Annotated in this window: 24 protein-coding genes and 1 tRNA gene; 2 read left to right on the top strand and 23 right to left on the bottom strand. The window is 62.8% G+C overall.

From position 1 onward, the window contains the following. Position 1 precedes the first annotated feature (1 nt). The 19 genes from GC148_RS11365 to zwf all read right to left on the bottom strand — a co-directional run bounded on the left by GC148_RS11365 (position 2) and on the right by zwf (position 19,331). A complete protein-coding gene (locus GC148_RS11365; RefSeq protein ID WP_291070872.1) occupies positions 2 to 1,504 on the bottom strand; it encodes an NADH-quinone oxidoreductase subunit M in 1,503 nt (500 codons plus the stop codon). Next, positions 1,504 to 3,669: an NADH-quinone oxidoreductase subunit L gene (gene nuoL, locus GC148_RS11370; protein WP_291070873.1), complete on the bottom strand. Its 2,166-nt coding sequence runs from the start codon at positions 3,667 to 3,669 to the stop codon at positions 1,504 to 1,506. The genes GC148_RS11365 and nuoL overlap by 1 nt, the downstream gene beginning before the upstream one ends. A 7-nt stretch (positions 3,670 to 3,676) precedes the next feature. Then, entirely contained in the window at positions 3,677 to 3,985 is a 309-nt protein-coding gene (gene nuoK, locus GC148_RS11375) for an NADH-quinone oxidoreductase subunit NuoK (RefSeq protein WP_291070874.1), read from the bottom strand. Positions 3,986 to 3,989: 4 nt separating this feature from the next. Beyond that, on the bottom strand, positions 3,990 to 4,583 hold the full coding sequence (locus GC148_RS11380) for an NADH-quinone oxidoreductase subunit J (protein ID WP_291070875.1): 594 nt from the start codon (positions 4,581 to 4,583) through the stop codon (positions 3,990 to 3,992). A gap of 72 nt (positions 4,584 to 4,655) precedes the next feature. Further along, positions 4,656 to 5,141: an NADH-quinone oxidoreductase subunit NuoI gene (gene nuoI / locus GC148_RS11385; RefSeq protein ID WP_291070876.1), complete on the bottom strand. Its 486-nt coding sequence runs from the start codon at positions 5,139 to 5,141 to the stop codon at positions 4,656 to 4,658. Further along, positions 5,138 to 6,232 carry an NADH-quinone oxidoreductase subunit NuoH gene (gene nuoH, locus GC148_RS11390; protein WP_291070877.1) on the bottom strand — a complete coding sequence of 365 codons (1,095 nt, stop codon included), beginning with the start codon at positions 6,230 to 6,232 and terminating at the stop codon, positions 5,138 to 5,140. The genes nuoI and nuoH overlap by 4 nt, the downstream gene beginning before the upstream one ends. 9 nt (positions 6,233 to 6,241) lie before the next feature. Continuing rightward, complete coding sequence (gene nuoG / locus GC148_RS11395; protein ID WP_291070878.1) at positions 6,242 to 8,332, bottom strand: NADH-quinone oxidoreductase subunit NuoG; 2,091 nt, start codon at positions 8,330 to 8,332, stop codon at positions 6,242 to 6,244. Positions 8,333 to 8,337: 5 nt separating this feature from the next. Then, positions 8,338 to 9,642: an NADH-quinone oxidoreductase subunit NuoF gene (nuoF, locus tag GC148_RS11400; RefSeq protein ID WP_291070879.1), complete on the bottom strand. Its 1,305-nt coding sequence runs from the start codon at positions 9,640 to 9,642 to the stop codon at positions 8,338 to 8,340. Next, positions 9,642 to 10,607 carry an NADH-quinone oxidoreductase subunit NuoE gene (gene nuoE, locus GC148_RS11405; RefSeq protein WP_291070880.1) on the bottom strand — a complete coding sequence of 322 codons (966 nt, stop codon included), beginning with the start codon at positions 10,605 to 10,607 and terminating at the stop codon, positions 9,642 to 9,644. Before nuoE ends, nuoF begins: the two co-directional genes overlap by 1 nt. After that, positions 10,608 to 11,060 (bottom strand): VOC family protein, encoded by a 453-nt coding sequence (locus GC148_RS11410; RefSeq protein ID WP_291070881.1) that lies wholly within the window; start codon positions 11,058 to 11,060, stop codon positions 10,608 to 10,610. It abuts the gene before it with no gap. Next, positions 11,060 to 11,407, bottom strand: coding sequence for a nuclear transport factor 2 family protein (locus GC148_RS11415; RefSeq protein ID WP_291070882.1), 348 nt, complete (start codon positions 11,405 to 11,407; stop codon positions 11,060 to 11,062). The genes GC148_RS11410 and GC148_RS11415 overlap by 1 nt, the downstream gene beginning before the upstream one ends. Continuing rightward, on the bottom strand, positions 11,404 to 12,609 hold the full coding sequence (locus tag GC148_RS11420; RefSeq protein WP_291070883.1) for an NADH-quinone oxidoreductase subunit D: 1,206 nt from the start codon (positions 12,607 to 12,609) through the stop codon (positions 11,404 to 11,406). Before GC148_RS11420 ends, GC148_RS11415 begins: the two co-directional genes overlap by 4 nt. A 4-nt stretch (positions 12,610 to 12,613) precedes the next feature. Next, on the bottom strand, positions 12,614 to 13,231 hold the full coding sequence (locus GC148_RS11425; RefSeq protein ID WP_291070884.1) for an NADH-quinone oxidoreductase subunit C: 618 nt from the start codon (positions 13,229 to 13,231) through the stop codon (positions 12,614 to 12,616). A 6-nt stretch (positions 13,232 to 13,237) separates the two neighbouring features. Beyond that, entirely contained in the window at positions 13,238 to 13,834 is a 597-nt protein-coding gene (locus GC148_RS11430) for an NADH-quinone oxidoreductase subunit B family protein (RefSeq protein ID WP_366063728.1), read from the bottom strand. Further along, positions 13,804 to 14,178, bottom strand: a complete 375-nt coding sequence (locus tag GC148_RS11435; protein ID WP_291070886.1) for an NADH-quinone oxidoreductase subunit A — start codon at positions 14,176 to 14,178, stop codon at positions 13,804 to 13,806. The genes GC148_RS11430 and GC148_RS11435 overlap by 31 nt, the downstream gene beginning before the upstream one ends. Before the next feature lie 185 nt (positions 14,179 to 14,363). After that, positions 14,364 to 15,317 carry a glucokinase gene (locus tag GC148_RS11440; protein WP_291070887.1) on the bottom strand — a complete coding sequence of 318 codons (954 nt, stop codon included), beginning with the start codon at positions 15,315 to 15,317 and terminating at the stop codon, positions 14,364 to 14,366. Between the two features lie 4 nt (positions 15,318 to 15,321). Beyond that, a complete protein-coding gene (gene edd / locus GC148_RS11445; protein WP_291070888.1) occupies positions 15,322 to 17,157 on the bottom strand; it encodes a phosphogluconate dehydratase in 1,836 nt (611 codons plus the stop codon). Beyond that, on the bottom strand, positions 17,158 to 17,856 hold the full coding sequence (gene pgl, locus GC148_RS11450) for a 6-phosphogluconolactonase (protein WP_291070889.1): 699 nt from the start codon (positions 17,854 to 17,856) through the stop codon (positions 17,158 to 17,160). Positions 17,857 to 17,861: 5 nt separating this feature from the next. Then, the gene (gene zwf / locus GC148_RS11455) at positions 17,862 to 19,331 is read right to left on the bottom strand and encodes a glucose-6-phosphate dehydrogenase (RefSeq protein WP_291070890.1); all 1,470 of its coding nucleotides are present in this window, start codon (positions 19,329 to 19,331) and stop codon (positions 17,862 to 17,864) included. Between the two features lie 272 nt (positions 19,332 to 19,603). Between zwf and GC148_RS11460 the strand changes: the two genes are divergently transcribed. Then, positions 19,604 to 20,617, top strand: coding sequence for a LacI family DNA-binding transcriptional regulator (locus GC148_RS11460; RefSeq protein WP_291070891.1), 1,014 nt, complete (start codon positions 19,604 to 19,606; stop codon positions 20,615 to 20,617). Positions 20,618 to 20,622: 5 nt separating this feature from the next. On the opposite strand, the gene GC148_RS11465 is transcribed toward GC148_RS11460, so the two are convergent. Further along, complete coding sequence (locus tag GC148_RS11465; RefSeq protein ID WP_291070892.1) at positions 20,623 to 22,230, bottom strand: alpha-glucosidase; 1,608 nt, start codon at positions 22,228 to 22,230, stop codon at positions 20,623 to 20,625. A 200-nt stretch (positions 22,231 to 22,430) separates the two neighbouring features. On the opposite strand from GC148_RS11465, the gene GC148_RS11470 reads away from it, so the two are divergent. Further along, the gene (locus GC148_RS11470) at positions 22,431 to 23,462 is read left to right on the top strand and encodes a S41 family peptidase (protein ID WP_291070893.1); all 1,032 of its coding nucleotides are present in this window, start codon (positions 22,431 to 22,433) and stop codon (positions 23,460 to 23,462) included. 71 nt (positions 23,463 to 23,533) lie between these two features. Here the strand turns inward: GC148_RS11470 and GC148_RS11475 are convergent. The 3 genes from GC148_RS11475 to GC148_RS11485 all read right to left on the bottom strand — a co-directional run. After that, positions 23,534 to 23,609 (bottom strand) — tRNA-Trp (locus GC148_RS11475). Positions 23,610 to 23,688: 79 nt separating this feature from the next. Continuing rightward, a complete protein-coding gene (locus tag GC148_RS11480) occupies positions 23,689 to 23,952 on the bottom strand; it encodes a hypothetical protein (RefSeq protein WP_291070894.1) in 264 nt (87 codons plus the stop codon). A 592-nt stretch (positions 23,953 to 24,544) separates the two neighbouring features. Further along, on the bottom strand, positions 24,545 to 25,096 hold a 552-nt coding region (locus GC148_RS11485; protein WP_291070895.1), incomplete at its 5' end, for an EF-Tu/IF-2/RF-3 family GTPase.

A 25,096-nucleotide genomic window follows, 5' to 3' on the forward strand; every position in this document is an offset into this window, starting at 1 on the left:
TCTACTGGCCCCCGGCCATCATCGACAGGATCCGCAAACTGGAGCTGTCGGTAAGATTGAAGATCAGGTTCGGCGCGACACCGAAAAGAAGCGTCAGCACAGCGAGCGGTGCGAGGCACACCCACTCGATCAGGTTCATGTCCTTGATGCCTTGCAGCGCAGGATTGGTGATCTCGCCGAACACCGTGCGCCGATAGAGCGTCAGCATGTAGACCGCCGAGAAGATCACGCCGAGCGCCGCACCGGCAGCTGCCCAGGACGCGGCGGCGAAACCGCCAACCATCGTGAGGATCTCCCCCACAAAGCCACTGGTACCCGGCAGGCCGACGTTGGCCATCGTGAACAGCATGAAGAAGGACGCATAGATCGGCATCCGGTTCACCAAACCGCCATAGGCAGCGATCTCGCGGGTGTGCATTCGGTCGTAGACAACGCCCACGATGAGGAACAGCGCGCCCGAAATGATCCCGTGGCTGAGCATCTGGAACACCGCGCCCTGCACGCCGGTCTCGTTGAACGAGAAGATGCCGAGGGTCACAAAACCCATGTGTGCAACCGACGAATAGGCAATCAGCTTCTTCATGTCGGTCTGACGCCAGGCGACCAGCGACGTATAGACGATCGCAATCACCGCCAGCGCGAACATTGCAGGCTGGAACAGGTGGCTGGCATCCGGGAACATCGGCAACGAGAAACGCAGGAAGCCGTAGCCGCCCATCTTCAACAGCACACCGGCCAGGATCACCGAGCCGGCAGTGGGCGCCTGGACGTGCGCATCCGGCAACCAGGTGTGCACGGGCCACATCGGCAGTTTCACCGCGAAGGACGCGGCGAAGGCCAGCCAGAGCCAGGTCTGGACCTCGGGTGCAAAGGCGAATTTCTCCAGCACCTCAAAGTCGGCCGAGCCCGCCGCGATGATCATGTAGACCATGGCGATCAGCATCAGCAGCGAACCGATCAGCGTGTAGAGAAAGAACTTGAACGCCGCATAGACGCGGTCCTTGCCGCCCCAAATGCCCACGATCAGGAACATCGGGATCAGGCCCGCCTCGAAGAAGATGTAGAACAGCACCAGATCGAGCGAAACGAAGACGCCGATCATGAAGGTTTCGAGCACGAGGAAGGCAATCACGTATTCGGTGACGCGTTTCTCGATCGAGTTCCAGCTGGCCAGCAAGCAGATCGGCGTAAGGAAGGTCGTCAGCAGCACCAGCGAAAGCGAAAGACCATCGACGCCCAGCTTGAAGCTGATCGGTCCGTACCAGGCATATTGCTCAACGAGCTGGTAGCCCGCCTGCCCGCGGTCGAAAGACACGAATGCCGCGACCGAAGCCACGAAGGTGGCCGCAGAAATGATGACACCTGCCAGCAGCACGGTCTTGCCGGACTCGGCAGCGCCGTTACCCTGCCGCCCGCCCGTAGTGGCCGAGCGCACGAGCATGACGAGCAGCGCCCCCACCAACGGCAGGAAAGTCATGACAGTCAGGATCGGAAAGCCGCCCATCAGTTTGCGCCTCCGGCGCGCAGCCACAGAATGGCACCGAACGTGATCGCTGCGCCGATGATCACGAATGCATAGTGATAGAGATAGCCTGAGTGCATGCGCGACAGGATCCGGGCGCTGACGCTTGTGACTTTCGCCACGCCGTCCGGACCGATGCCGTCGATGACCTTCTTGTCAGCGCGCCAGAAGATGTTGCCGAGGAAGGCCGCGCCGCGCACCAGCGTCGCGTTGTAGATCTCGTCGAAGTACCACTTGTTCGAGAACAGCGCGTGCAACGGGCCGCCACTGTCGGCAACGCGTTTGCCGATGCCGCGGTTGAACAGATAGGTGAACGTCGCGATCAGGAAACCGCCAATAGTGACGATCAGAGGGGCATAGATCACCCATTCAGGAACGTCGTGGCGTCCATGCAGGACATGGTTCTCGGCCGAGCGATAGATCGCGCCTGCCCAGAAGGCATCGTTCTGCCCATCCACGAAGGCGTTGTAGAAATACAGACCGGCAAACATCGCGCCGAGGCTCAGCAGCGCCAACGGGATCAGCATCACAGCCGGGCTTTCGTGCGGCGTATGATCATGTCCATGCGCATGATCGTCGTTTGCATCATGTGCATCGTGACCATGTGCGTGATCATCATGGTGATCCGCATGCGCGAGGTGCGGCCCCGGGCCATGGAACGTCATGTAGATGAGACGCCAGGAATAGAAGCTCGTCAGGAACGCCGCGACCAAGCCGAACCAGAAGGCCATCTGCGCAAACGATACCTGAGCCATCGCGCCGGCGAAGGTGCTTTCGAGGATCGCATCCTTCGAGAAGAAGCCAGAAAAGCCGATTTTCGTGTGCGGCACCCCGAGGCCAATGATGGCAATCGTGCCGATCATCATGGCCGCGTAGGTCAGCGGCATGAATTTCGCCAGGCCGCCCATTTTCCGCATGTCCTGCTCGTGGTGCATGCCGTGAATGACCGAGCCAGCGCCAAGGAACAGCAGCGCCTTGAAGAAGGCGTGCGTGAACAGGTGGAACATCGCCGCCTCATACGCGCCGACTCCGGCTGCGAAGAACATGTAGCCGAGCTGCGAACAGGTCGAATAGGCGATCACGCGTTTGATGTCGTTCTGCGCCATGCCGACCGTCGCCGCATACAGCGCCGTGACGGCGCCGACGAGCGCAACCATGCCCGAAGCGTAGAACGTGTACTCATAGATCGGCGACAGGAGGCAGACGAGATAGACGCCGGCGGTCACCATCGTCGCCGCGTGGATCAGTGCCGAAACGGGCGTCGGGCCTTCCATTGCGTCCGGAAGCCAGACGTGCAGGAAGAACTGCGCTGACTTGCCCATCGCACCGATGAACAACAGGATCCCGATCAGCTCGAGCGCGTAGACGCGCTGGCCGAAGAACACGATCACCGACTCCCGCGCTGGCAGCGGCTCGGCGAACGCAAACGGCGTGATCACCGCATTGGTGCGGATGGCCTCGAGAACCGGTCCGAATTCCACGCTGCGGAACATGAAGAACACGGCCATGATGCCGAGCGCCAGACCAAAATCGCCCACGCGGTTGGTCACGAAAGCCTTGATCGAAGCGTCGTTCGGCGCCTTCTTCGTGTACCAGAACCCGATCAGCAGGTAGGATGCGAGCCCTACCCCTTCCCAGCCGAAGAACAGCTGGATGAAGTTGTCGGCCACGACCAGCATCAGCATCATGAAAGTGAAGAGCGACAGGTAGGCAAAGAAGCGCGCCTTGTGCGGGTCTTCACTCATGTACCCCCAGGAATAGAGGTGCACGAGGCCGGACACGCCCGTGATCACCGCCATCATCACGATCGACAGCGTATCGACGCGGATCGCCCAGTTGGCGTGGAAATCGCCGACATGGATCCACGGCATCAACGTTATGATGTGCTGCTGGAGATGCACCGCCGCAGCTTCGGTGCCTGCCGTGAGATAGGCATCAAGGCCGGCATGATGTTCCGCTGCCGGAGCATGGCCGAGGCCGGCGACATAGGCGAACAGCTGATAGAGCGACAGCGCGCCAGCCGACAGCACCACACCCGTGGTGATCAGCATCACGAGGCGGTCGCCGATCCACTTGTGCACAAGGCCCGTCAACGCCGCGAAGCCAGGCGCAAGAACGATGTAAATGAGGAGGCTATCCGGAAGCATACTGGGGTCAGCCTTTCATCAGGTCGACATTCTCAACCGAGATGTCGCGGCGGTTCCGGAAGTAGACGACAAGGATAGCCAGTCCGACTGCCGCTTCGGCCGCCGCAACGGTCAGCACGAGCATCGCAAAGACCTGGCCCTGGATCGTCCCGGTGAAGACCGAAAAGGCGACAAGGTTGAGGTTTACCGAAAGCAGGATCAGCTCAAGCGCCATCAGAATGACGATGACGTTCTTTCGGTTCACGAAGATGCCCACGACGCCAATCGTGAAGAGCGCTGCCGAGACGATCAGAAAATGAAGAATGCCGAGTTCCATCGGATCAGATCCCCTGACCCGGAGTCGGGTCCTTCAATTCGTACGCATCGCCGCGGCGGCGGGCCGTCTGGTGGCCGACATCCTGACGTTTGACGTGCGGGCGATGGCGCAGCGTCAGCACAATGGCGCCGATCATCGCGACAAGAAGGATCACCCCGGCGAGCTGAAAGAGCAGCAGGTATTGCGTGTACATCACGCCGCCAATGGCCTCGGCATTGGTCGCCGCGCCGGGCGACGGATCGTAGCTGTCGAACGTCAGCTGTCCGCTCGCCGCCCAGACCAGCGCCAGTTCGCCGAGGAAGATAATCCCCACCAGCAACGCAAATGGCCAATAGCGCAGTGTCCCCTGCTTCAGTTCCACGAAGTCGACGTCGAGCATCATCACGACGAACAGGAACAGCACCGCGACCGCGCCGACATAGACGACGACCAGCAGCATCGCGAGGAACTCCGCGCCGATCAGCACCAGCAGCCCCGCCGACGAAAAGAATGCGAGGATCAGCCAGAGCACCGAGTGCACGGGGTTGCGCGCGACAATGACGAACATTGCCGACAGGATCACGACGGCCGCGATCAATCCAAATGCGATCAGTGCCACTGCCTTCTCGCCCCTTCATTGTTCCGGAGGCGCCCCTCGCCGGCCGGGATGCGTTGACTGCTTCGGCGCGCCCTAGCGATAGGGCGCATCCAGCTCAAGATTCTTGGCAATAAGCCGTTCCCAACGGTCACCGTTCGCGAGCAGGCGTTCCTTGTCATAGAACAGCTCTTCACGGGTTTCCGTTGCGAATTCGAAATTCGGCCCTTCCACGATCGCGTCCACCGGACACGCCTCCTGGCAGAAGCCGCAATAGATGCATTTCACCATATCGATGTCGTAGCGCGTCGTGCGGCGGGCGCCGTCCTCGCGCGGTTCGGCCTCGATGGTGATCGCCTGCGCCGGGCAAATTGCTTCACAAAGTTTGCACGCGATGCAGCGCTCCTCGCCGCTCGGATAGCGGCGCAGCGCATGCTCACCCCGGAACCGGGGCGACAGCGGGTTTTTCTCGAACGGGTAGTTCACGGTCGCCTTGCGGCGGAACATTTCCAGCGTCGCCGTCCAGAAGGCGCCGAGGAAATCTGTCAGAAGGGCGCCGCGAAGGGTTTGCGCGAGGCTCATGACTGAACTCCAAAATAGGTGACGTAGCCGGCGACCACCAGGACGGCCGCGAGAGACGTCGGCAGGAAGATCTTCCACCCGAGACGCATCAGCTGGTCATACCGGTAACGCGGCACGATCGCCTTCACCATCGCGAACAGGAAGAAGAAGAACAGGATCTTGAACATGAACCAGAACAGGCCAGCCAGGCTCAGCAGCAGCGGCGGCAGGTTCGCAGTTGCTTCCGGGCCGAGCGCAATCGGGCCATGCCATCCGCCCAGGAACAGGATCGTCATCATTGCGCACATCAGCACGATGTTGAGATACTCACCGAGCATGAAGAGCAGGTACGGCGTCGAACCGTACTCGACCTGATAGCCAGCCACGAGTTCTGATTCTGCTTCCGGCAGGTCGAACGGCGGACGGTTCGTCTCTGCCAGCGCCGAGATGAAGAAGATCACGAACATCGGCAGCATGACGATGATCAGCGGGAAGTTCTGGAAACTGAACGCGTGCCAGTTCTGCATGCCGCCAGCCTGGTTGTTCACGATGTCTGCGAGGTTCATCGAGCCGACCATCAGCACGACCGTGACGATCACGAAGCCGATGGAGACTTCATACGACACCATCTGCGCCGCCGAACGCAGCGCGCCAAGGAATGGATACTTCGAGTTCGATGCCCAACCGCCCATGATGATGCCGTAGACACCCAGCGAGCTGATGGCGAAGAGGTACAGCACGCCGACATTGAGGTTCGAAATGACCCAGGTCGTTCCTGTCTCCGTACCTGGCGCAACCGGAATGGCCGCCCAGGCGGTAAAGGCCAGCGTACAGGTCAGGATCGGCGCAAAGAGGAACACGAACTTGTTCGCGCCCGCCGGGATCACGATCTCTTTCAGCAGGAATTTTCCGAAGTCAGCGAACGACTGGAGAAGGCCGAACGGGCCCACCACGTTCGGCCCCTTGCGCATCATCACCCCGGCCCAGATCTTACGGTCCAGCAGCAGCAGGAAAGCGATCGACAGCAACAGGACAAGCGTGAACAGGCCGATCTGGCCGAGAACCAGAAGCGGACCCCAAAGGCTGCCCAAAGACTCGATGGCATTACTCATGGCGCCGCCCTACTCCGCTGCCATCGCGGTGTCTAGGCTGGTCGCCAGCGCTGAACACTCTGCCATTGTGCGCGAGGCACGGGCGATGGGGTTGGTCAGGTAGAAGTCCGCGATGGTCCGCTTGAACGGCTCGTTTCCGAGGCTTCCGGAAGCTGCGGCTGGCCCGGCCTTGAGCGCGGCGACCCCTTTGGCGCCCGGCGCATATCCCCGGCCGGAGAATGGCGTGTTCTCGCCTTCCTTGCCCCGCAGGACCGCACGGAGCGCGTCCGCGGTGTCGTAAGGCAGCGGCTTGCCAACCAGCGCCGAAAGGGCGCGGAAAATGGCCCAGCCCTCACGGGCCTCGCCTTTCGGCTGCACCGCACGGTTGGTCATCTGGACCCGGCCCTCGGTGTTCACAAAAGTCGCGCTCATTTCGGAATAAGCCGCACTCGGCAGCACGATATCCGCGCGCGTTGCCCCGGCATCGCCGTGCGAACCGACATAAACAACCGTTGCGGCGCCCAGTGCGGACAAGTCCACCTCGTCAGCGCCCAGCAGCACGAACGTTTTCAGCCCGCCGCCCAGGATTTCAGCGGTCGCCTTACCGCCGTCTGCCGGAACAAAGCCGGCATCCAGCGCACCGACACGCCCAGCCGCCGTATGCAACATGCCGAAACCGGCCCAACCGTCAGCAATCGCGCCGCTCTCCAGCGCAAGATTGTGGGCCGCAGCGAGGATCGCCGCCCCGTCAGCACGGCATGCCGCCGCTTCGCCCACCACGATCATCGGCTTCTTAGCGTTCTTCAGGAACGCGCGCGCAGCATCCGTGTTGAGCGCGTCAGGTGACACGCCGAGATGTTCATAGGGATAAGTCAGGTCTGCGGCTTCGCCGATGATGGCAACTTTCAGATCGCCCCACAGCCAGGCCTTGCGGATGCGGGCGTTCCATACGGCCGCTTCAACGCGCGGATTGGTGCCCACGAGCAGAAGCGCATCCGCATCCTCGACGCCCATCAGTGTGGGATTGAGGATATAGCGTTCACGCACCCCGTCTGCGCCGTACTGGGCGCCGGCCGGACGACAATCTGTGTTCTTCACGCCGAGGCTGCGGAACAGGTCCAGCGCGGCCTTGGCCTGCTCCACTTCAATCAGGTCTCCGGCCACGACGCCGATCTGGTCCGCGCCGACCGACAGAGCCGACTTGGTAGCTTCCAGCGCTTCGGCCCAGCTGACCGGCACGAGCTTTCCGTTCCTGCGCACGTAAGGGCGATCAAGCCGCTGACGCGCCAGGCCGTCCCAGACGAACCGGGACTTGTCCGACAGCCACTCTTCGTTGATCTCTTCATTCGTCTCCGGAAGGATACGCATCACAGCGTCACCCTTTGCATCGATCCGGATCGCAGCGCCCATGGCATCCATCACGTCGACGGACGATGTTTCCCGCAGCTCCCAGGGACGCGCGTTGAAGGCATAGGGTTTCGACGTCAGTGCGCCGACCGGGCAAAGGTCAATCACGTTGCCGGAGAGTTCCGACGTGAGCGACTTTTCGAGATAGGTCGTGATCTCGGCGCTTTCGCCGCGCGAGATCATGCCGATTTCCTCGACACCGGCGACTTCGGCGGCAAAGCGCACGCAGCGCGTACACTGGATGCAGCGGGTCATGATCGTCTTGACCAGCGGGCCCATATACTTGTCTTCAACCGCGCGCTTGTTCTCGTCATAGCGGCTGGTCGAGCGGCCATAGGCCACCGCCTGGTCCTGCAGGTCACACTCGCCGCCCTGATCGCAGATCGGGCAATCCAGCGGGTGGTTGATCAGCAGGAATTCCATCACGCCGTTGCGGGCTTTTTCCACATAGGCGCCCTTGGTGCGGATCACCGGCGCGGAACCGTCCCGGTTCGGACGCAGATCGCCCACCAGCTGCGCACAGGACGCAATCGGCTTCGGCGCGCCTTCCCACTCGACGAGGCACATGCGGCAGTTGCCCGCCACCGACAGGCGCTCATGATAGCAGAAGCGCGGAATCTCCGCGCCCGCTTCCTCGCACGCCTGCATCAGCGTGTGGGATTTCGGAACCTCAAGTTCCTGGCCGTCGATGTTGACTTTGAACGTGTCTGACATGGCCCCTACTCCGCCGCCACTGTCGCGCCCTGCACCATGGCGCGCGGCAGCCTGTAGCGATTGATGCGTTCTTCGATTTCAGGACGGAAGTGGCGGATCAGCCCCTGGATCGGCCAGGCCGCCGCGTCGCCCAGAGCGCAGATCGTGTGGCCTTCCACCTGCTTCGTCACATCGAGCAGCGTGTCAATCTCGTCATGGGTGGCTTCACCCTTCACCATCCGCTCCATCACGCGCCACATCCAGCCCGTGCCTTCGCGGCACGGCGTACACTGGCCGCAGCTCTCGTGCTTGTAGAAGTATGCGAGGCGCGCGATCGCCTTGATCAGGTCGGTCTGCTTGTCCATCACGATGATGGCCGCCGTGCCGAGGCCCGACTTCAGGTCCCGCAGCGTGTCGAAATCCATGTAGGCGTCCATGATCTGCTCGGCCGGCACCATCGGCACCGACGAACCACCCGGGATTACGGCCTTCAGGTTTTCCCATCCTCCCCGGATGCCGCCGCAATGCGTTTCGATCAGATCACGGAAGGTGATCGACATCTCTTCTTCCACATTGCACGGCTTGTTCACATGGCCGGAAATGCAGAACAGCTTGGTGCCCGAATTGTTCGGGCGGCCGAAGCCGGCAAACCACTGCGCGCCGCGGCGCAGGATCGTCGGCACGACCGCGATCGACTCGACATTGTTCACTGTCGTCGGGCAACCATAGAGCCCGGCATTGGCCGGGAATGGCGGCTTCAGACGCGGCTGGCCCTTCTTGCCCTCAAGGCTTTCGAGCAGCGCAGTTTCCTCGCCGCAGATATACGCGCCGGCGCCGTGGTGAACATAGAGATCGAAGTCCCAGCCATTGACGTTGTTCTGGCCGATCAGCTTGGCCTCGTAGGCTTCCTTGACGGCCGCTTCCAGCGCATGGCGCTCGGCGATGTATTCCCCGCGAATGTAGACATAACATTTGTGGGCGCGCATTGCTCGGCTCGCCACCATGCACCCTTCGATCAGAAGGTGCGGATCATGGCGCATGATCTCCCTGTCCTTGCAGGTGCCCGGTTCGGACTCATCCGCGTTGACGACGAGATAATGCGGACGGTCACGCACTTCCTTCGGCATGAAGGTCCACTTCAGGCCAGTCGGGAAACCCGCGCCGCCGCGCCCGCGCAGACCCGAAGCCTTGATCTGGTCGCAAAGCCAGTCCGGCCCTTGATCCAGCATCTCTTTCGTCAGATGCCAGGCGCCGCGCTTTTTCGCAGCTTCCAGCCCCGGCGAATGCAGACCGTAGAGGTTCGTGAAGATGCGGTCTTTATCCTGCAACATCAGTCTTTCCCCTGGCCAAATTCACGTTCGTGCTCATCGAATTTCCCGGCTGCCAGCAGCTTCGCCTGATCGACCCATTTCTCGCGGTCGATCCGGTCCTTGAAGCCCAGAAGCTCTTCGGTCTTGTCGACCGTCTCCTGCGACCAGGTCGCGATCTGCGAGTAGTGCGTGATGCCCATGTCGTAGAGCATCTGTTCGTACTTCGGCCCGACGCCGTTGATGCGCTTCAGGTCATCCTTCGGCGCAGGCGCTGCGACGGCAGGTTCCGGTCTAGGAGCAGGTGTCGGCGCCGGCGCCGGTGCAGCAGCGGCAGGCGCAGGAAGGTTCGGCAACGCGCTCAAGCTGGCGCGGCTGCCGTCGAACAGTTTCGGATCGGTCAGTACGGTGGTGCCGCCTTCAGGCGCGCTGTTGACCCGGTCGATCTGCGGGCCCGGCGTCACATCCGCGCCGTGGCGCAGACGACCGAGAATGTCCGACAGCGACTCCGGCGTCAGGTCCTCGTAGAAATCGTCGTTGATCTGCGCCATCGGCGCATTCACGCACGCGCCCAGGCACTCGACCTCTTCCCACGACAGGCGCTTGTCGTCGGTGACGTACATCGGCTTGCCGATTTCCTTGGTGCAGACCTCTTTCAGCGCCTCAGCGCCGCGCAGCTGGCACGGCGTGGTGCCGCAAAGCTGGACGTGGAACTTGCCCACCGGCTGCAGGCGGAACATCGTGTAGAAGGTCGCTACCTCATAGACACGAATGTACGGCATCTCCAGACGGTCTGCGACTTCGCGCATCGCCGGCTCGGACAGCCAGCCGCCATTGTCTTTCTGCGCAAGCCACAGCAGCGGAATCACAGCCGAACGCTGCTTGTCCGCAGGATATTTGCCGCGCCAGAACGCGATCTTCTCTTCAGTCTCGGGCTTGAAGGCGAAACTGTCTCCGCCTGCCTCGATGTCAAACCGGCGCAAGGCCATCTATCGCTCCTTCGGCGCCGGCACGCTTACATGCCCCGCCTCGTCTATCGGCCAAAAAGGATTGAACGCCACTTCCCAGGCGTTTCCTTCAGGGTCTGAAAAATATCCGGAATAGCCGCCCCACGGCGCCTTGTGCGGCGCCTTGGTCACCGCAACACCGGCGGCGGCCAGGCGCAAAAAAATCGCGTCCACTTCCGCTTCGCTGCGCGCGTTGAAGGCCAGCGCGAAACCCTTGAACGCGCCCTCGCGATCGCTCGCTACACCGGCATCGTCGGCTAGCTTAATCTCGTCCCACAGGCCAAGCACGACGCCGCCCATGTTGAAGAAGGCGATCTCGCCTTTCATGCCGCGGTCTTCAAGCCCGAGAACGTCCGTATAGAAGCGGATCATCGCCGGCAGGTCCTTGACCCCCAGCGTGATGATCGACAGACGTTGCTCCGGCAGAACAGCCATCAATTGGCTCCTGCGCGCGCAAAATCGACCCGGGCAATCTTGCCGTTGCGGATCGTGTAGATCGCCGCCACCTCAAACGTATCACCGCCCGGCGCACGCTCGACCCGTTCGTGATCGATCACGGTCGTGCCGAGATCGATCCGGTTGACCAGCTTGGCATGGTTGCGCGGATACTCGTAGAACAAATCCTCGTGCCGCTTGCGGATGGCCGCAAGCCCGACCTGCGTGACATCGCCGTTCAGACCCGCCAGTACGGCATCGTCCGCGTAGCACGCGAGAAAGGCATCAATGCTCTGGTTGTTGTAGGCGTCCAGTTGTCTCTGGACGAGCTCGGCAGACGTGCTCACCGGTCAATCTCCCCGAACACGATGTCGAGGGTGCCGAGCACGGCAGAGACGTCGGCCAGCATGTGCCCCTTGCACAGGTGATCCATCGCCTGCAGGTGCGGATAACCCGGCGCACGGATCTTCGCGCGGTAAGGCCGGTTGGTGCCATCCGCGACGAGATAGACCCCGAACTCGCCTTTCGGCGCTTCGACGGCGGCGTAGCACTCGCCTTCCGGAACGTGAAAACCTTCCGTGTACAGTTTGAAATGATGGATCAGCGCTTCCATCGAATTCTTCATTTCGGCGCGGCGCGGCGGCGACAGTTTGGAGCCCGCCATCAGCACCGGCCCAGGGCCTTCTTTGCTCAGCAGCTCGATGCACTGCTGCATGATCTTGGTCGACTCGCGCATCTCTTCCATGCGGCAGACATAGCGGTCGTAATTGTCGCCGTGTTTGCCGACCGGAATCTTGAAATCCAGTTCCGAATAACACTCGTAAGGCTGCGCGCGGCGCAGGTCCCAAGCGAGGCCGGAGCCCCGCACCATCACGCCGGAGAAACCCCACTCCATGATCGTGCGCTGGTCCACCATGCCGATATCGACATTGCGCTGCTTGAAGATGCGGTTCTCGGTGACGAGCGACTCGATCTGGTCGAGCTTGCCCGGGAATTGTTCACACCAGACTGCAATATCGTCGATCAGGCGCTGCGGCAGGTCCTGGTGCACGCCCCCCGGGCGGAAATAGGCCGCGTGCATACGGCTGCCCGAAGCACGCTCATAAAACACGCAGAGCTTCTCGCGCTCTTCGAAACACCAGGTGATCGGCGTCAGCGCGCCAACGTCCATCACGCCGGTACCGACGTTGAGGAGGTGCGACATGATCCGGCCAAGTTCGGAATACAGCACACGGATCAGGCTGGCGCGGCGCGGGACCTGAACACCCAGAAGCTTCTCGATCGCGAGGCACCAGGCATGTTCCTGGTTCATTGGCGAGCAATAATCCAACCGGTCGAAATACGGCATGCCCTGAAGGTAGGTCTTGTATTCCAGCAGCTTTTCGGTGCCGCGATGCAGGAGGCCAATATGGCTGTCGATCCGGGTTACGACTTCGCCGTCGAGATCCATGATCATGCGCAGCACGCCGTGCGCAGCCGGGTGTTGCGGCCCGAAGTTCAGTGTGAACTTGCGGTCTTCTTCGTCGATGATGTGGGCGGTATCAGCCATGGTTTTAGTTGCCTCCGCCGGCCTTTTCGTCGCCCGGGAGTTCGGCAGTCATGCCTTCCCACGGCGAGAGGAAATCGAAGTTGCGGTATTCCTGCGTCAGCTTCACGGGTTCATAGACGACGCGCTTCTCGAGATCGTCGAAGCGCACTTCATAATGCCCGGTCAGCGGGAAGTCCTTGCGCAGCGGAAAACCCTCGAAGCCGTAATCGGTTAGGATGCGGCGAAGGTCCGGGTGATCCGAGAACTGGATGCCGTACATGTCGAACGCCTCACGCTCGAACCAGTTGGCCGCCGGCCAGACCGCCACGCTGCTCGGCACAGCGGTCTCTTCATCGGTGCGGATACGGATCCGGATGCGGTGGTTCATGCGCATCGAAAGGAGATGGTAGACCACTTCGAATCGCTCGTTTCGTTCGGGATAGTCCACGCCGCAGATATCGATCAGCGTTTCGAAATTGCATTGTTGGTCATCGCGCAGGAAGCGCAGAAGCGACAGAATGTGGTCGCGCTCGGCCAGCACGGTCAGCTCACCGACACGGATCTGCGTCGAACGCACGGCGTCCGGCATCCGGCTCTCGATATGCGCGGCGAGGTCTTCGAGGTTTTCGACGTTGGGGGTCATGCGTCCTTACCGTTCAATCGAGCCTTCGCGGCGGATCTTCTTCTGCAATTGCAGGAAGCCGTACACGAGCGCTTCGGCGGTCGGCGGGCAGCCCGGTACGTAGATGTCGACCGGCACGATCCGGTCGCAGCCGCGCACGACGCTGTAGCTGTAATGGTAATAGCCGCCGCCATTGGCGCACGAACCCATAGAGATCACGTAGCGCGGCTCCGGCATCTGATCGTAGACCTTGCGCAGCGCGGGGGCCATCTTGTTGGTCAGCGTGCCGGCGACGATCATCACGTCCGACTGGCGCGGCGACCCGCGCGGCGCCATGCCGAACCGTTCAAGGTCATAGCGGGGGTTGCCGGCGTGCATCATCTCGACCGCGCAGCACGCGAGGCCGAACGTCATCCACATCAGCGAGCCGGTCCGGGCCCAGGTGATCAGGTCGTCGGCGGCGGCAGTGAAATAGCCCTTGTCGGCCAGCTGGTCGGACAGGCCGGAATAGAACGGATCGTCGTTGCCCGGCTTGTAGCCGCCCTCGACGCCTGCCCGGGCACCGCTCAGCGCGTAGGGTTTGTAGTCCGACATCATTCCCACTCCAGCGCGCCGCGGCGCCATTCGTAGATGAACCCGATCGTCAGGACGCCCAGGAAGCCAACCATCGACCAGAAGCCGAGAATGCCGATCTCGCCGAGGCTCACCGCCCAGGGGAACAGGAAGGCGACCTCAAGGTCGAAAATGATGAACAGGATCGCTACGAGATAGAATCGCACGTCGAATTTCATGCGCGCGTCATCGAAGGCGGGAAACCCGCACTCATAGGCGGAATTCTTCTCAGGATCGGGCTTGGACGGCGCCAGAAGCACCGATCCCACCACGAACAGGCCGGAAATCACCGCCCCGATCACGAGAAAAAAGATCACGGGTAGGTAGTCCAGGGCCAGGCTTTCGACTTCGGACATGCTTGGTACCTCCAGGTACAGAGCCAACGGTCGCCCGATTAGGACGGTTTTCAGTGGTGCGCAACTCGAACGGCGCTCCGACTCTGCGGTTTTCCACTATACTTGCCTCAGGTCCCAATTCACGGGCACCCAAGTGCGGCGGTGCGTCACGCTTGTCCGGGTTTAGGGCAGCCGTCGCGGGCCCTTCAAATCCCCTGAACCTGCGCAAAATGCGCCGCAGCCCCCACCAGCGCGGCCGCCGGCGCGTGCAGAAGCCGAACCGGGCAATCCGCGAGGTACTCGCTCATGGGGCCGCGCGACACAAACCGGGTCCGCGCCTTGGGCGTCTTCAGGAAATCGGCGATCCGTTCCGTGACGCCCCCTGCGAGCACCACGCCGCCGAGCGCCCCGTTGGCGAGGGCAAGATCACCGACCGCCCCCATCACCGCCAGCGCCCGAACCTCGATCAGCGCCTGGTAGATCGCCTCGCCAGCATCCGCCCGTCGCCGCATCTCCTGCGGCGACATTCGCGCATACGCCACCCCATACATCTCGCAGAAGGCGGCGTGCACCTCCTCCAGACCACTGCCGGAGGCCACCAGCTCGTTTGAAACATACCCATGCTCGCGCGCCAGTAGCGTGGCCAGTTCGTGCTCCTGAGCGGTGCGTGGTGCATAGGCCATATGCCCGCCCTCGCCGGAAATGACCCGCCAATGGTCGCCGTCGGGCAGCAAGGTCGCCACGCCAAAGCCGGTCCCGGGCCCAGCCACCAGAACAGGCGCGCCCGCGACAGGCTCGCCGGCAAGCAGCGCCTCGAAGGCCTCGGCCGGCAGCTCAGGAACCGAGCGCGCCATCGCAAGGAAATCGTTCACAACCAGCGCCCGGGCAATCCCGAACCGCACGCGCAGCGCCTGCTCCGACACGGTCCAGTCCCGGTTCGTCAGGTGTCCCTTCCCGCCCCGCACAGGCCCGGCAATCGCAACGCAGGCGGCGTCCGGCTGGACTTCAGCCGAACCGAGATAGGCCGCCAAGGCGTCGTCAAAGGTCGCGTAAGCGTCGCCCTCAAGCACCTTGAATTTCTCAATGACGAACCTGCCCCCTTGCCGGCTCGCGATGGCGAACCGGGCATGCGTTCCGCCCACATCTCCCACCAGCAGCACGAACCTAACTCCGCAAACCGAGGAAGTTGAACGGGCTTGCGCCGGCCGACGCGCTGCTCGCGTTCAGCCGGAACAGGTCAAACATTTCCCGTCCGAGCCCCATCGGCGCCCGGTTAGGCCGGAACGGGGCCGGCTCGCGGGCTGCAAACTCTGCCGGATCGACCTTCAGCTCCAACCGCCCGGCCGCTGCGTCAAGACGGATCACGTCCCCGTCGCGTACCCGGGCGATTGGCCCGCCATGGGCCGCTTCCGGGCAGATATGAATCGCCGCCGGGATCTTCCCGCTGGCACCGGACATCCGGCCATCCGTAACGAGCGCTACCTTGTGCCCCCGGTCCTGCAAGACACCCAGCACCGGCGTCAGGCCGTGCAACTCGGGCATACCGTTGGCTGCGGCCCCCTGGAACCTGACCACCGCCACGAAATCCCGGTCGAGCTGCCCGGCCTCGAACGCTTCTTTCAGCGCGTCCTGCGAGTCGAATACAAGTGCCGGCGCTTCGACAAGGCGCTGCGCCGGCTTTACGGCGGAAACCTTGCACACACCCTCGCCCAGCGGGCCGTCCATCAGGCGCATCCCGCCATCGGCGGAGAACGGGTTGTCGACCGGACGCAGCACATCCTCGTCGCCGCTGCTTTCCGGCGCCGGGCGCCAGGCCAGCGCGCCGTCTTTCAGGTAAGGCTCCTGCGCATATTCCGAAATCGGCCCCGCAACGCCTTGCGCATCGCCGTGCAGCAGGCCTGCCGACAACAGCTGCGCCACGAGGAACCCCATACCGCCAGCCGCATGGAAATGGTTCACGTCCGCCGCGCCATTCGGATAGATCCGCGCCAGCAGCGGCGTCACGTGCGACAGGTCCGCAAAGTCCTGCGGCGTCACCGACAAGCCCGCCGCCGCCGCGAAGGCCGGAATGTGCAGCGCATGATTGGTCGAGCCGCCGGTTGCCATCAGCCCGACAATCCCGTTCACGATGGACCGCGCGTCGATTAGCTCTCCCGCAGGGCGGTAATCCTGTCCCTGCGCCGTGATCGCCGCCGCCCGCTGCGTTGCAGCCCGGGTCAACGCCGTTCGCAGCGGCGTTCCGGGGTTCGGGAAGGCGGCGCCCGGAAGGTGCAGCCCCATCACTTCCATCAGCATCTGGTTGGAGTTCGCCGTGCCATAGAAGGTGCAAGTTCCCGGGCTGTGATAGCTTTCCGCTTCCGCCTTCAGCAACGCTTCGCGGCCGACCTTGTCTTCCGCAAACAATTGCCGGACACGGACTTTTTCCGGGTTGGGCAGACCGGACGGCATCGGGCCGGCCGGCACAAAGATCGACGGCAGCCAGCCGAAACGCAGCGCCGCAATCACAAGGCCCGGCACGATCTTGTCACAGACACCGAGGTGCATCGCCGCATCGAAAGCATCATGCGACAGGCCGATGGCCGAGGCCATGGCAATCACGTCGCGGGAAAAGAGCGACAGTTCCATGCCTTCCTGGCCCTGCGTGATTCCATCACACATTGCCGGCACACCGCCCGCCACCTGCGCCACCGCATGCACCTCGCGCGCGGCATCGCGGATCAGTTGCGGATAGGACTCGAACGGCGCATGCGCTGACAGCATGTCGTTGTAAGCGGTGATGATGCCAATCACCGGCCATCCCGCACCCAGGATCTGCGTCTTCTCGATGACCGCACAGCCCGCCGAAGCGTGCGCAAGATTGCCTTCCGTCAGCCGGGATCGGGCGAACGCCGTCGGCCTCCGCGAACGGATCATGTCCAGATAGGCCGCCCGCGACTCGCGGGAGCGCGCCTCGATACGCGCGGTGACTTCTTCGACGACAGGATTGAGTTTCACGGTCATTCAGGGAGCCCAATGGATTGCGAGCCGGTTGCCCATGCCATCCATAGCATAGCGTACCGGGCATTGCAGGGGATCGGCCATTGCGGCCGCTTCGAAGACGGCGCGTTTGGCCGCGCCGAAGATCAACAGCACGCCGCGCCGCGCGCTGTTGACCGCCGGCACCGTCAGCGTCATCCGCTGCGGCACCGTTGCGCCCGGCGCCTCGACCGCCGCAACGCAGGCGCCGTCCGGCGGAGATACCAGTTGTGCAAGCGCGGGATTGCCCGGAAACCAGCTGGCCGTGTGCCCGTCTTTGCCCATGCCGAGCAGGACGAAGTCCGCCGGACTGCAATGCGGCGCATACGCCGCGCTTCTATCGGCCGCCGCCGCCGCAGGATTATCCTCCGGCGTCTTCATGGCAACAAACGCCGCCGCGCGCGCAGGGCCCTGCAGCAAATGCGCGCGCACCAGCCGTTCATTCGAATCCGGATGATCCGGCGCCACCCAACGCTCATCCACCAGCCCAACCGTAACGCACGACCAGTCGAGCGGCGCGGACGCCAGACGCTCGAACATTTCAACGGGTGTCGAACCGCCCGACACCAACAGGCTCGCCTTTCCGCGCGCCAGTATGGCCGCGCCCAGGCTCGCCACGGCCAGGGCCGCAGCCGCCTGCGACGCTGCCGCTCGCGACAGATGTTCCGTGAGGGCCGGCGCCATCGCGCCTATCCTTCCTTCCACCAGCTTCGTCCGTCGCGGTCTAGTAGCATAGCCGCCGCCAGCGGACCGTCCGTACCCGCCGCATAGGCCTCGGGCTCGTAGCCGCTCGTCTCCCAGGACTCGATCAGGCAATCCACCCAGCGCCACGCCGCTTCGACCTCCTCACGCCGCATGAACAGCGACAGGTTTCCGCGCACGATGTCCATCAGCAGGCGCTCATAGGCGTCCGGATAGCGCAAGGTGAAGCTCTCCGCATAAGAGAGGTTTAGAGGCAGGGACTTGACGCGCAACCCGCCCGGGCCGGGCTCTTTGATCTGCACGAACAGGCGCACCGCTTCATCCGGCTGCAGACGGATCACCAGCCGGTTCACGCTGTCGACCCCCTGGCCGAAGATGTTGTGCGGCGCGGCCTTGAACTGGATCACGATGTCGGAATGGCGCGAAGACATCCGTTTGCCGGTGCGCAGGTAGAAAGGCACGCCCGCCCAGCGCCAGTTCTTCACTTCGGCCTTCACGGCAACGAAGGTTTCGGTCTTGCTGCCGGTCGCTGAGGATAGCTCTTCCAGATAGCCTTTCGCCGGCTTGCCGCCCGAAAGACCTGCCGTGTACTGCCCGCGCACGGTCTGTTTCTTCACCTGCTCCGGCGAAATCTCGCCCAGCGCGTTCAGCACCTTGATCTTCTCGGTACGGATTTCGTCGTCGCCCAGGTTGTTGGGCGGTTCCATGGCAGTCAGACACAGCAGCTGGAGCAAATGGTTCTGCACCATGTCGCGCAATGCGCCGGAACGGTCGTAATAATCCGCGCGCCCTTCAAGGCCGAGATTCTCCGCCACGGTGATCTGAACGTGGTCAATGAAGTTGTGCGACCAGAGCGGCTCGAACAGCGTGTTGGCAAAGCGCAGCACCATCAGGTTCTGGACCGTTTCTTTGCCCAGGTAGTGGTCGATCCGGAACACCTGGCGCTCGGTGAACACTTCGCCGACGCCGTCATTGATGGCGCGCGCCGACTCAAGATCCGTCCCGATCGGCTTCTCCAGCACCACCCGCGACGCCTCGCAGGCGAGCCCCGCCTTTCCGACCGCGCGGCAGATGTCGACATAAAGATGCGGCGACGTCGCGAGGTAGAAGACTCGCGGCCGTTCCGCTTCGGTCTTCAGTCTCTTGCGCAGCGGGCCCCAGTCGGCGCCGGGGTCGGTCGCATCGATAGCGGCGTAATAGATGATCTTCTCGAATTTCGCCCATTCCTTGGCGTCCCAGTCCTTGCCGGACGCTGCCTCGCAAGCCTCGCGCGCAAGCCTGCGGTAGCCGGCATCGGCGAGCTCGGACCGCGCCGAGCCGATGATTGTGCTGTTGGGCGGGATCTGCCCATCCAGCCAGCGGTGAAACAGGGCGGGTAGCAATTTGCGCTTCGACAGATCGCCGGTGCCGCCGAAAATCACGATGTCGAACGGATCGACAGGTACGAACTTGGCCATTCTAGTTCCTCGCAAGCCCCGGATCGTGCCGCAAGCGGCTTTCGACCCCGTCAACCTCGTAGCGCACCCGCTTCAATTGCAAGCATTCGTGCGCCACCTTCTGCCGGAAGGCTTCTATGTTGTTGTTATTGCAACAGTTTATTTGACATCTGCGAGATGCAGTGTTCCACCCCAAATCGTTTTGCAAATCTTTACACCAACTATAGAATGATCTCTCAACAGTGTCATTGCACAAATGACAACGTTGTATTCTATGGGGGAGTTTTCCGGAAATGTCCAGCCGCACGAGACTCGAGGATCTCGCGTCGATCGCCGGCGTGTCGATCGCGACCGTGTCGCGGGCTCTCAACAACAGCCCGGCGGTCAATGATGAAACCAAGCGCCGCGTCTGGAAGATCGCGCGCGAGCACAATTACCATTTCCGCCCCTCCATGCCGGCCCTGCTCTCGGGCGCATCGGCAACCATCGCCGTGGTCATCCCGACACCAACCGCACGCCAGAGCCGGGTGTCGGATCCGTTCTTCCAGGAACTGATCGGCGGCATCGCTGAAGCCGCCCGCTCGTCGGACTGCGACCTGCTGATTTCTCACCTCGCTCCAGAATCGCAGGACGATCTCGATTCCCTGATGACCGCAAACCGCGCCGATGGAGTCATCTTCTTCGGTCAGACCCTGCTGCACGAGCGGTTCAACCGTCTGGCCGAAACCGAGAACCGGTTCATCGTCTGGGGCGCCGAACTGCCGGGGCAGAAATACTGCTCGGTCGGGTCGGACAATATCCGCGGCGGCACCCGCGCGGTCTCGCACCTGCTCAATCTCGGCCGCCGCCGCATAGCCTTCCTGGGCGACATGGCCGCGCCGGAAGTGCAGCAGCGCTACCAGGGCTATGTCGAGGCCCACCGACGCGCCGGGATGGAGGTGGACCCGGCGCTGGCGGTGCCGGCCCAGTTCGAGATCAGCTTCGCCGAAGCCGCTGTGGACAGCCTGCTCGGGCGCAGCCTTGCATTTGACGGTATCTTCGCGGCCGGCGATCTGATCGCCCTCGGCGCCATCCGCAGCCTGCTGAAAGCCAACCGCAAGGTGCCCGAGGATGTAGCCGTGGTCGGCTATGACAATATCCAGCTGTCCGCTTACACGCGCCCGTCGCTGACTACCGTGTCGCAGGACATGGGTCAGGCGGGACGGCTGATGGTGTCAAAACTGCTCTCGGCAGGCGAAACCGGGACGCTCAGGTCTGAACGCCTGCCCACCGAACTCATCGTGCGGGAATCGTGCAGCCTCGTCTGACCGCGTCAGATCTTCCGCCCAATCCAGACCGCGTGCGGCCCCAGAGCCGTTGGCATGTCAGCACCGGCGCCCGCTTCGATGAGGCACACAAAGCCTTCCGCAAGCCCGGATGGCAGGGCCTGATCGTCCGTTCCCAGATTGAACAGGCAGAGCACCGTCTCATCGCCGGCCATTCGGCGAATTGCCAGCAACGGCTCAGGCACGTCGGCGAACGACGCGTCGCCGGTCCGGAGCGCGCCGGATGAGGACCGGACCGACAGGAACCGGCGCGTGAAGTTCAGCACGGAATCCGCATCGCCCTCCTGCTCGGCCGCCGACAGTTCGGCATGCCCCTGCCCGACCGGCAGCCAGGGTTTGTGCTCGGAAAAGCCCGCAAAGGCATTGTCTTTCGACCAGGGCATCGGTGTCCGCGCCCCGTCCCGGCCGAGCGTGCGGGGCCAGTTTGCTATGGCTTCCGGATCCTGCAGGTCCTCGAACGCTACTTCCGCCTGCGGAAGGCCGATTTCCTCCCCCTGATACAGGATGGGATTGCCGCGCAGGCACAGCAGCAGCGCATTGGTCAGCTTCGCAAACGCGGCCCGGTTTGCCCCCGGCGGGCACCAGCGGCTGACACAGCGCGGTGCGTCGTGGTTCGAAAACGCCCAGGACGGCCAGCCTTCGCCAAAAGGTCCCGCCCAGTTCGACTGGGAGGCTTTCACCCGGCGCGCAGTCAGTCGCTGTGCATAGAGGAAGTCAAAGCTGTAGGCAGAGCTCAGATGCGTGTCACCTTCCGTGAATGCACGCATCTCCGGCAAAGGATCAGGCCCAGGGACCTCGGCAACGGTGAACACTGCACCGTACTGATCCACGAGGGACCGCACACGGGCAAGGAAGCCCGGAATGTCCGGATGGGACTGATTATGGATGTGGTGCTGCAGGTCGAACGGACGGGTGATCGCGCGCCCTTCCGCTGGCCAGGGCGGATTGTCCCGGAACTCGGGATCGAACATGCCAAAATTGATCGCGTCGAGCCGGAAGCCGTCCACGCCCCGGTCGAGCCAGAACTTAGCAGCGGCCAGCAGGGCGTCCTGAACTTCACGTTTGTGCAGATTGAGCTGCGGCTGGCTGCTGAGGAAATTGTGCATGTAATACTGCTGGCGCCGGGCATCCCAGGTCCAGGCTGCGCCGCCGAATACGGACTGCCAGTTGTTGGGCGGGGTGCCATCCGGTTTCGGGTCGCGCCAGACATACCAGTCCGCATGCGGATTGTCCCGCGAGGCCCGGCTCGCGGCAAACCAGGCATGGTCGTCGGACGTATGGGCATAGACCTGATCGATGATGACCTTCAGCCCCTGCCGGTGGGCCTGCGTTAGCATCGCATCGAAATCGGCCAACGTCCCGAAGATCGGGTCGACGTCGCAATAGTCCGACACGTCATAGCCGAAATCCCGCATCGGCGAGCGGAAGAACGGCGAGATCCAGATGGCATCGACGCCGAGCCGGGCAATGTAGCCTAGCTTTTCGGATATGCCCGGCAGGTCGCCGATCCCGTCGCCATTGGTGTCGAGATAGGAACGCGGATAGATCTGGTAGACCACCGCGCCGCGCCACCAGGGCTGTTTCACATCGGTCATGGGCGGCACTCCCCGTCAGGCCCGGCAAGGTCTCGGGCGCTCCGCCTCGTCTGACAAGGGGGGGCACGCCGCGTGGCGCCGAAATAAATCTCACATCCCTGCATCCACGGGCCACGTTGGGTGCATCTCCTGCATTGAAACAATCCGGAGATCCGCAAGTGGCCAAACATTTCCGATCGCATTTCTGGGCAGCAATTGCCATGCTCGCACTCATCCCCACCACCGCCCTTGCCCAGCCCGGCCCACCTGCAGACCCGGCCCTTGTCGAGATGAGCAGCGCCGAAAGCAGCGCAGTTGTGCTCTCACTCGCCGAGGTTCTTCGCGGCCGCTTCGCCTTCGAGGATCGCGGTGTGGCTGCGGCAAGCAGGATCGAAGCCCTGGAACAACAGGGCACATTCCGGGACGCCCGGACCGCCGCAGACCTCCTTGATCTCATCGAGACCCAGATCAATCCCATCGTGGATGATCGCCATTTCCGGGTCCGGTACATGGGAGCGGAGATCGTTGCGGGCTTCAGCGAAGCAGGCCCTTCCCCGGAAGAGATTGCTGCCTTCCATGAAGAGGTGCGGCTGCGCGGTGCAGAAATACCGGAAATCCGCTGGCTTGCCGGCAATGTGGGTTACCTGCGCATCAACATGTTTCTCGATGCCCCGCCGGTCACGGAAAAGCTCGCAGCGGCAATGAGCATTCTAACGAATACGGGTGCGCTGATCATTGATGTCCGCAGCGCGCCGGGCGGTGAACCCGCAGGGGTCGCGAACGTGATCGGTCATCTCGTCACCGAACGCACACCGACCGTGACCGTGCTGGATACGTCCAATCCGGCGGGCGAGCACACCTTCTACGCTGAACCGCAAACCCCCGCTTTCACCGCAAAGCCGGTCTTTGTCCTGATCGACCAGGAGACCGGGTCCGGCGCTGAAGAATTTGCTTACGATCTTCAGGCGATGGGCCGTGCAACGCTGGTCGGCGAAACAACCTATGGCGCAGCCAATCCGGGCGGATTCCTGCCCTTGGCGGGCGGCTTTGTCGCCTTCATTCCGATGCAGGTCGTGTCGAACACAATCACCGGCGAAAACTGGGAAGGCGTTGGCGTTCAGCCGGACATCAAAACTCCGGCCGAGGAGGCTTTGACCCAAGCTCATCGCCTGGCGCTTGAAGCGATCCTTAAGTCCGCAACGGACGTCCAACGCGCCATCGCAGAAGAAGGCCTGGCATCGCTGGATCAGTAAACTGGACCGTCCCGCAGGCCGCACCGGAATATTAAAACGGGAGAACGGCGTACGAAAAACGTCGATCGGCCTGGCAGGGGCAGAGGGGCTCGAACCCACGACCTGCGGTTTTGGAGACCGCCACTCTACCAGCTGAGCTATACCCCTTCAGGCCTGACGGCGGTTTGCCCCAACTCTGGCCCGGCTGCAAGCCGAAAGGCCAGCCCCAGAACCGATTTCGGGGCGCTCAGGGGCCCCACACGTTGCGTTCCCAGCCCAGCAACGCCTGCGTCTCGACGGCATCATTGCGGAACAACCGTCTCAGGAACCTTCGGTCCGGGTCTGGCAGCGCCTGCACGTTAGGCGCCGCATTCGGTCGCCCGCTCACATCAAAGTCATGGCAAGCCAGACCGAGAAACCCGCACACCACCTCAAGCACCCGATGCGGGTTATCGGAAAGGTCTTCACTCCGCAGGAACAACAATTGTTCGTTGGCAAAGAAGCGCTTCAATTCCCGGATCTGCGGCGCGTAATAGCTTCGAGAAAGATACGACCGCTCCCGGTCCTGATCCGGCAGCTCCCGGCGCGCGCTCCCTCTCCCTGCGGACCGCCTCACTTAAAGGGGGGTCTCGGACTCGGCGGCGGTCCCATACGGTAGCGGCACCAAGCGCGTTCGACGGGGACGCGCAGGAGCAGGATGAGCCTGATGTCGGGATTGTGGAACCAGACCCGCTGCAGGGCGCCGTTTCACCAGCTGATGATCGGCGTGGCTTCTCCGAGCAGACAGCCCGCGCGCGGCGCGCCAGTCGAACAGGCGGTGGCAGAGTGCCCGGTCGAGCGGCGCCAGACCGGTCTTCGGGCGCTTGTAGATGAAGTGCGGCTCCTTCTTTTTCGCCATCGAAACTGTGGGATGTTGGCGCAGTTAGGAATCTAGCGCGGTCGTTCCACCCTTCTGCACCCCCGCGATGATGAAATCGATCCTGCGCTTCATCCTGCCCGACTAGCGCAACAAAAAGGGCCGCCCGTTGCGGGGCGGCCCTGATCGTTTTGCCGGTCCACAAACTGTCCACATCGTCTGGACGGTTTAGGGAGTCTCGGGGGTCTTACTTCTTGATTTCCGACACGACGCCGGCGCCGACCGTACGGCCGCCTTCGCGGATGGCGAAGCGCAGGCCCTTGTCCATGGCGATCGGGTTGATCAGCTCGACGTCCATTTTCACGTTGTCGCCCGGCAGAACCATTTCCTTGTCAGCCGGCAGCTTCACGATGCCGGTGACGTCCGTGGTGCGGAAGTAGAATTGCGGACGGTAGTTGGTGAAGAACGGCGTGTGACGGCCACCCTCTTCCTTCGTCAGGATGTAGGCCTCGGCTTCGAACACCGTGTGCGGCGTGATCGAGCCCGGCTTGCAGAGCACCTGGCCGCGTTCCACGCCTTCGCGCTCAACGCCGCGCAGCAGCGCGCCGATATTGTCGCCGGCCTGACCCTGGTCGAGCAGCTTGCGGAACATTTCAACGCCCGTGCAGGTCGTCTTGACGGTCGGACGGATGCCGACGATCTCGATTTCCTCACCGACCTTGATGATGCCCTGCTCGACGCGGCCGGTCACAACCGTACCGCGGCCCGAGATCGAGAACACGTCTTCGACCGGCATCAG

Origin of the sequence: Hyphomonas sp., assembly GCF_016125515.1 — a bacterium.
GTDB lineage: Bacteria > Pseudomonadota > Alphaproteobacteria > Caulobacterales > Hyphomonadaceae > Hyphomonas.

Excerpts from the sequence above, each read along its gene's own strand:
- GC148_RS11365 (WP_291070872.1), bottom strand. The coding sequence starts at position 1,504 with ATGGGCGGCTTTCCGATCCTGACTGTCATGACTTTCCTGCCGTTGGTG.
- nuoL (WP_291070873.1), bottom strand. The coding sequence starts at position 3,669 with ATGCTTCCGGATAGCCTCCTCATTTACATCGTTCTTGCGCCTGGCTTC.
- nuoK (WP_291070874.1), bottom strand. The coding sequence starts at position 3,985 with ATGGAACTCGGCATTCTTCATTTTCTGATCGTCTCGGCAGCGCTCTTC.
- nuoI (WP_291070876.1), bottom strand. The coding sequence starts at position 5,141 with ATGAGCCTCGCGCAAACCCTTCGCGGCGCCCTTCTGACAGATTTCCTC.
- nuoH (WP_291070877.1), bottom strand. The coding sequence starts at position 6,232 with ATGAGTAATGCCATCGAGTCTTTGGGCAGCCTTTGGGGTCCGCTTCTG.
- nuoG (WP_291070878.1), bottom strand. The coding sequence starts at position 8,332 with ATGTCAGACACGTTCAAAGTCAACATCGACGGCCAGGAACTTGAGGTT.
- nuoF (WP_291070879.1), bottom strand. The coding sequence starts at position 9,642 with ATGTTGCAGGATAAAGACCGCATCTTCACGAACCTCTACGGTCTGCAT.
- nuoE (WP_291070880.1), bottom strand. The coding sequence starts at position 10,607 with ATGGCCTTGCGCCGGTTTGACATCGAGGCAGGCGGAGACAGTTTCGCC.
- GC148_RS11410 (WP_291070881.1), bottom strand. The coding sequence starts at position 11,060 with ATGGCTGTTCTGCCGGAGCAACGTCTGTCGATCATCACGCTGGGGGTC.
- GC148_RS11420 (WP_291070883.1), bottom strand. The coding sequence starts at position 12,609 with ATGGCTGATACCGCCCACATCATCGACGAAGAAGACCGCAAGTTCACA.
- GC148_RS11425 (WP_291070884.1), bottom strand. The coding sequence starts at position 13,231 with ATGACCCCCAACGTCGAAAACCTCGAAGACCTCGCCGCGCATATCGAG.
- GC148_RS11430 (WP_366063728.1), bottom strand. The coding sequence starts at position 13,834 with ATGGCGCCGCGGCGCGCTGGAGTGGGAATGATGTCGGACTACAAACCC.
- GC148_RS11435 (WP_291070886.1), bottom strand. The coding sequence starts at position 14,178 with ATGTCCGAAGTCGAAAGCCTGGCCCTGGACTACCTACCCGTGATCTTT.
- edd (WP_291070888.1), bottom strand. The coding sequence starts at position 17,157 with ATGACCGTGAAACTCAATCCTGTCGTCGAAGAAGTCACCGCGCGTATC.
- pgl (WP_291070889.1), bottom strand. The coding sequence starts at position 17,856 with ATGGCGCCGGCCCTCACGGAACATCTGTCGCGAGCGGCAGCGTCGCAG.
- zwf (WP_291070890.1), bottom strand. The coding sequence starts at position 19,331 with ATGGCCAAGTTCGTACCTGTCGATCCGTTCGACATCGTGATTTTCGGC.
- GC148_RS11460 (WP_291070891.1), top strand. The coding sequence starts at position 19,604 with ATGTCCAGCCGCACGAGACTCGAGGATCTCGCGTCGATCGCCGGCGTG.
- GC148_RS11465 (WP_291070892.1), bottom strand. The coding sequence starts at position 22,230 with ATGACCGATGTGAAACAGCCCTGGTGGCGCGGCGCGGTGGTCTACCAG.
- GC148_RS11470 (WP_291070893.1), top strand. The coding sequence starts at position 22,431 with ATGCTCGCACTCATCCCCACCACCGCCCTTGCCCAGCCCGGCCCACCT.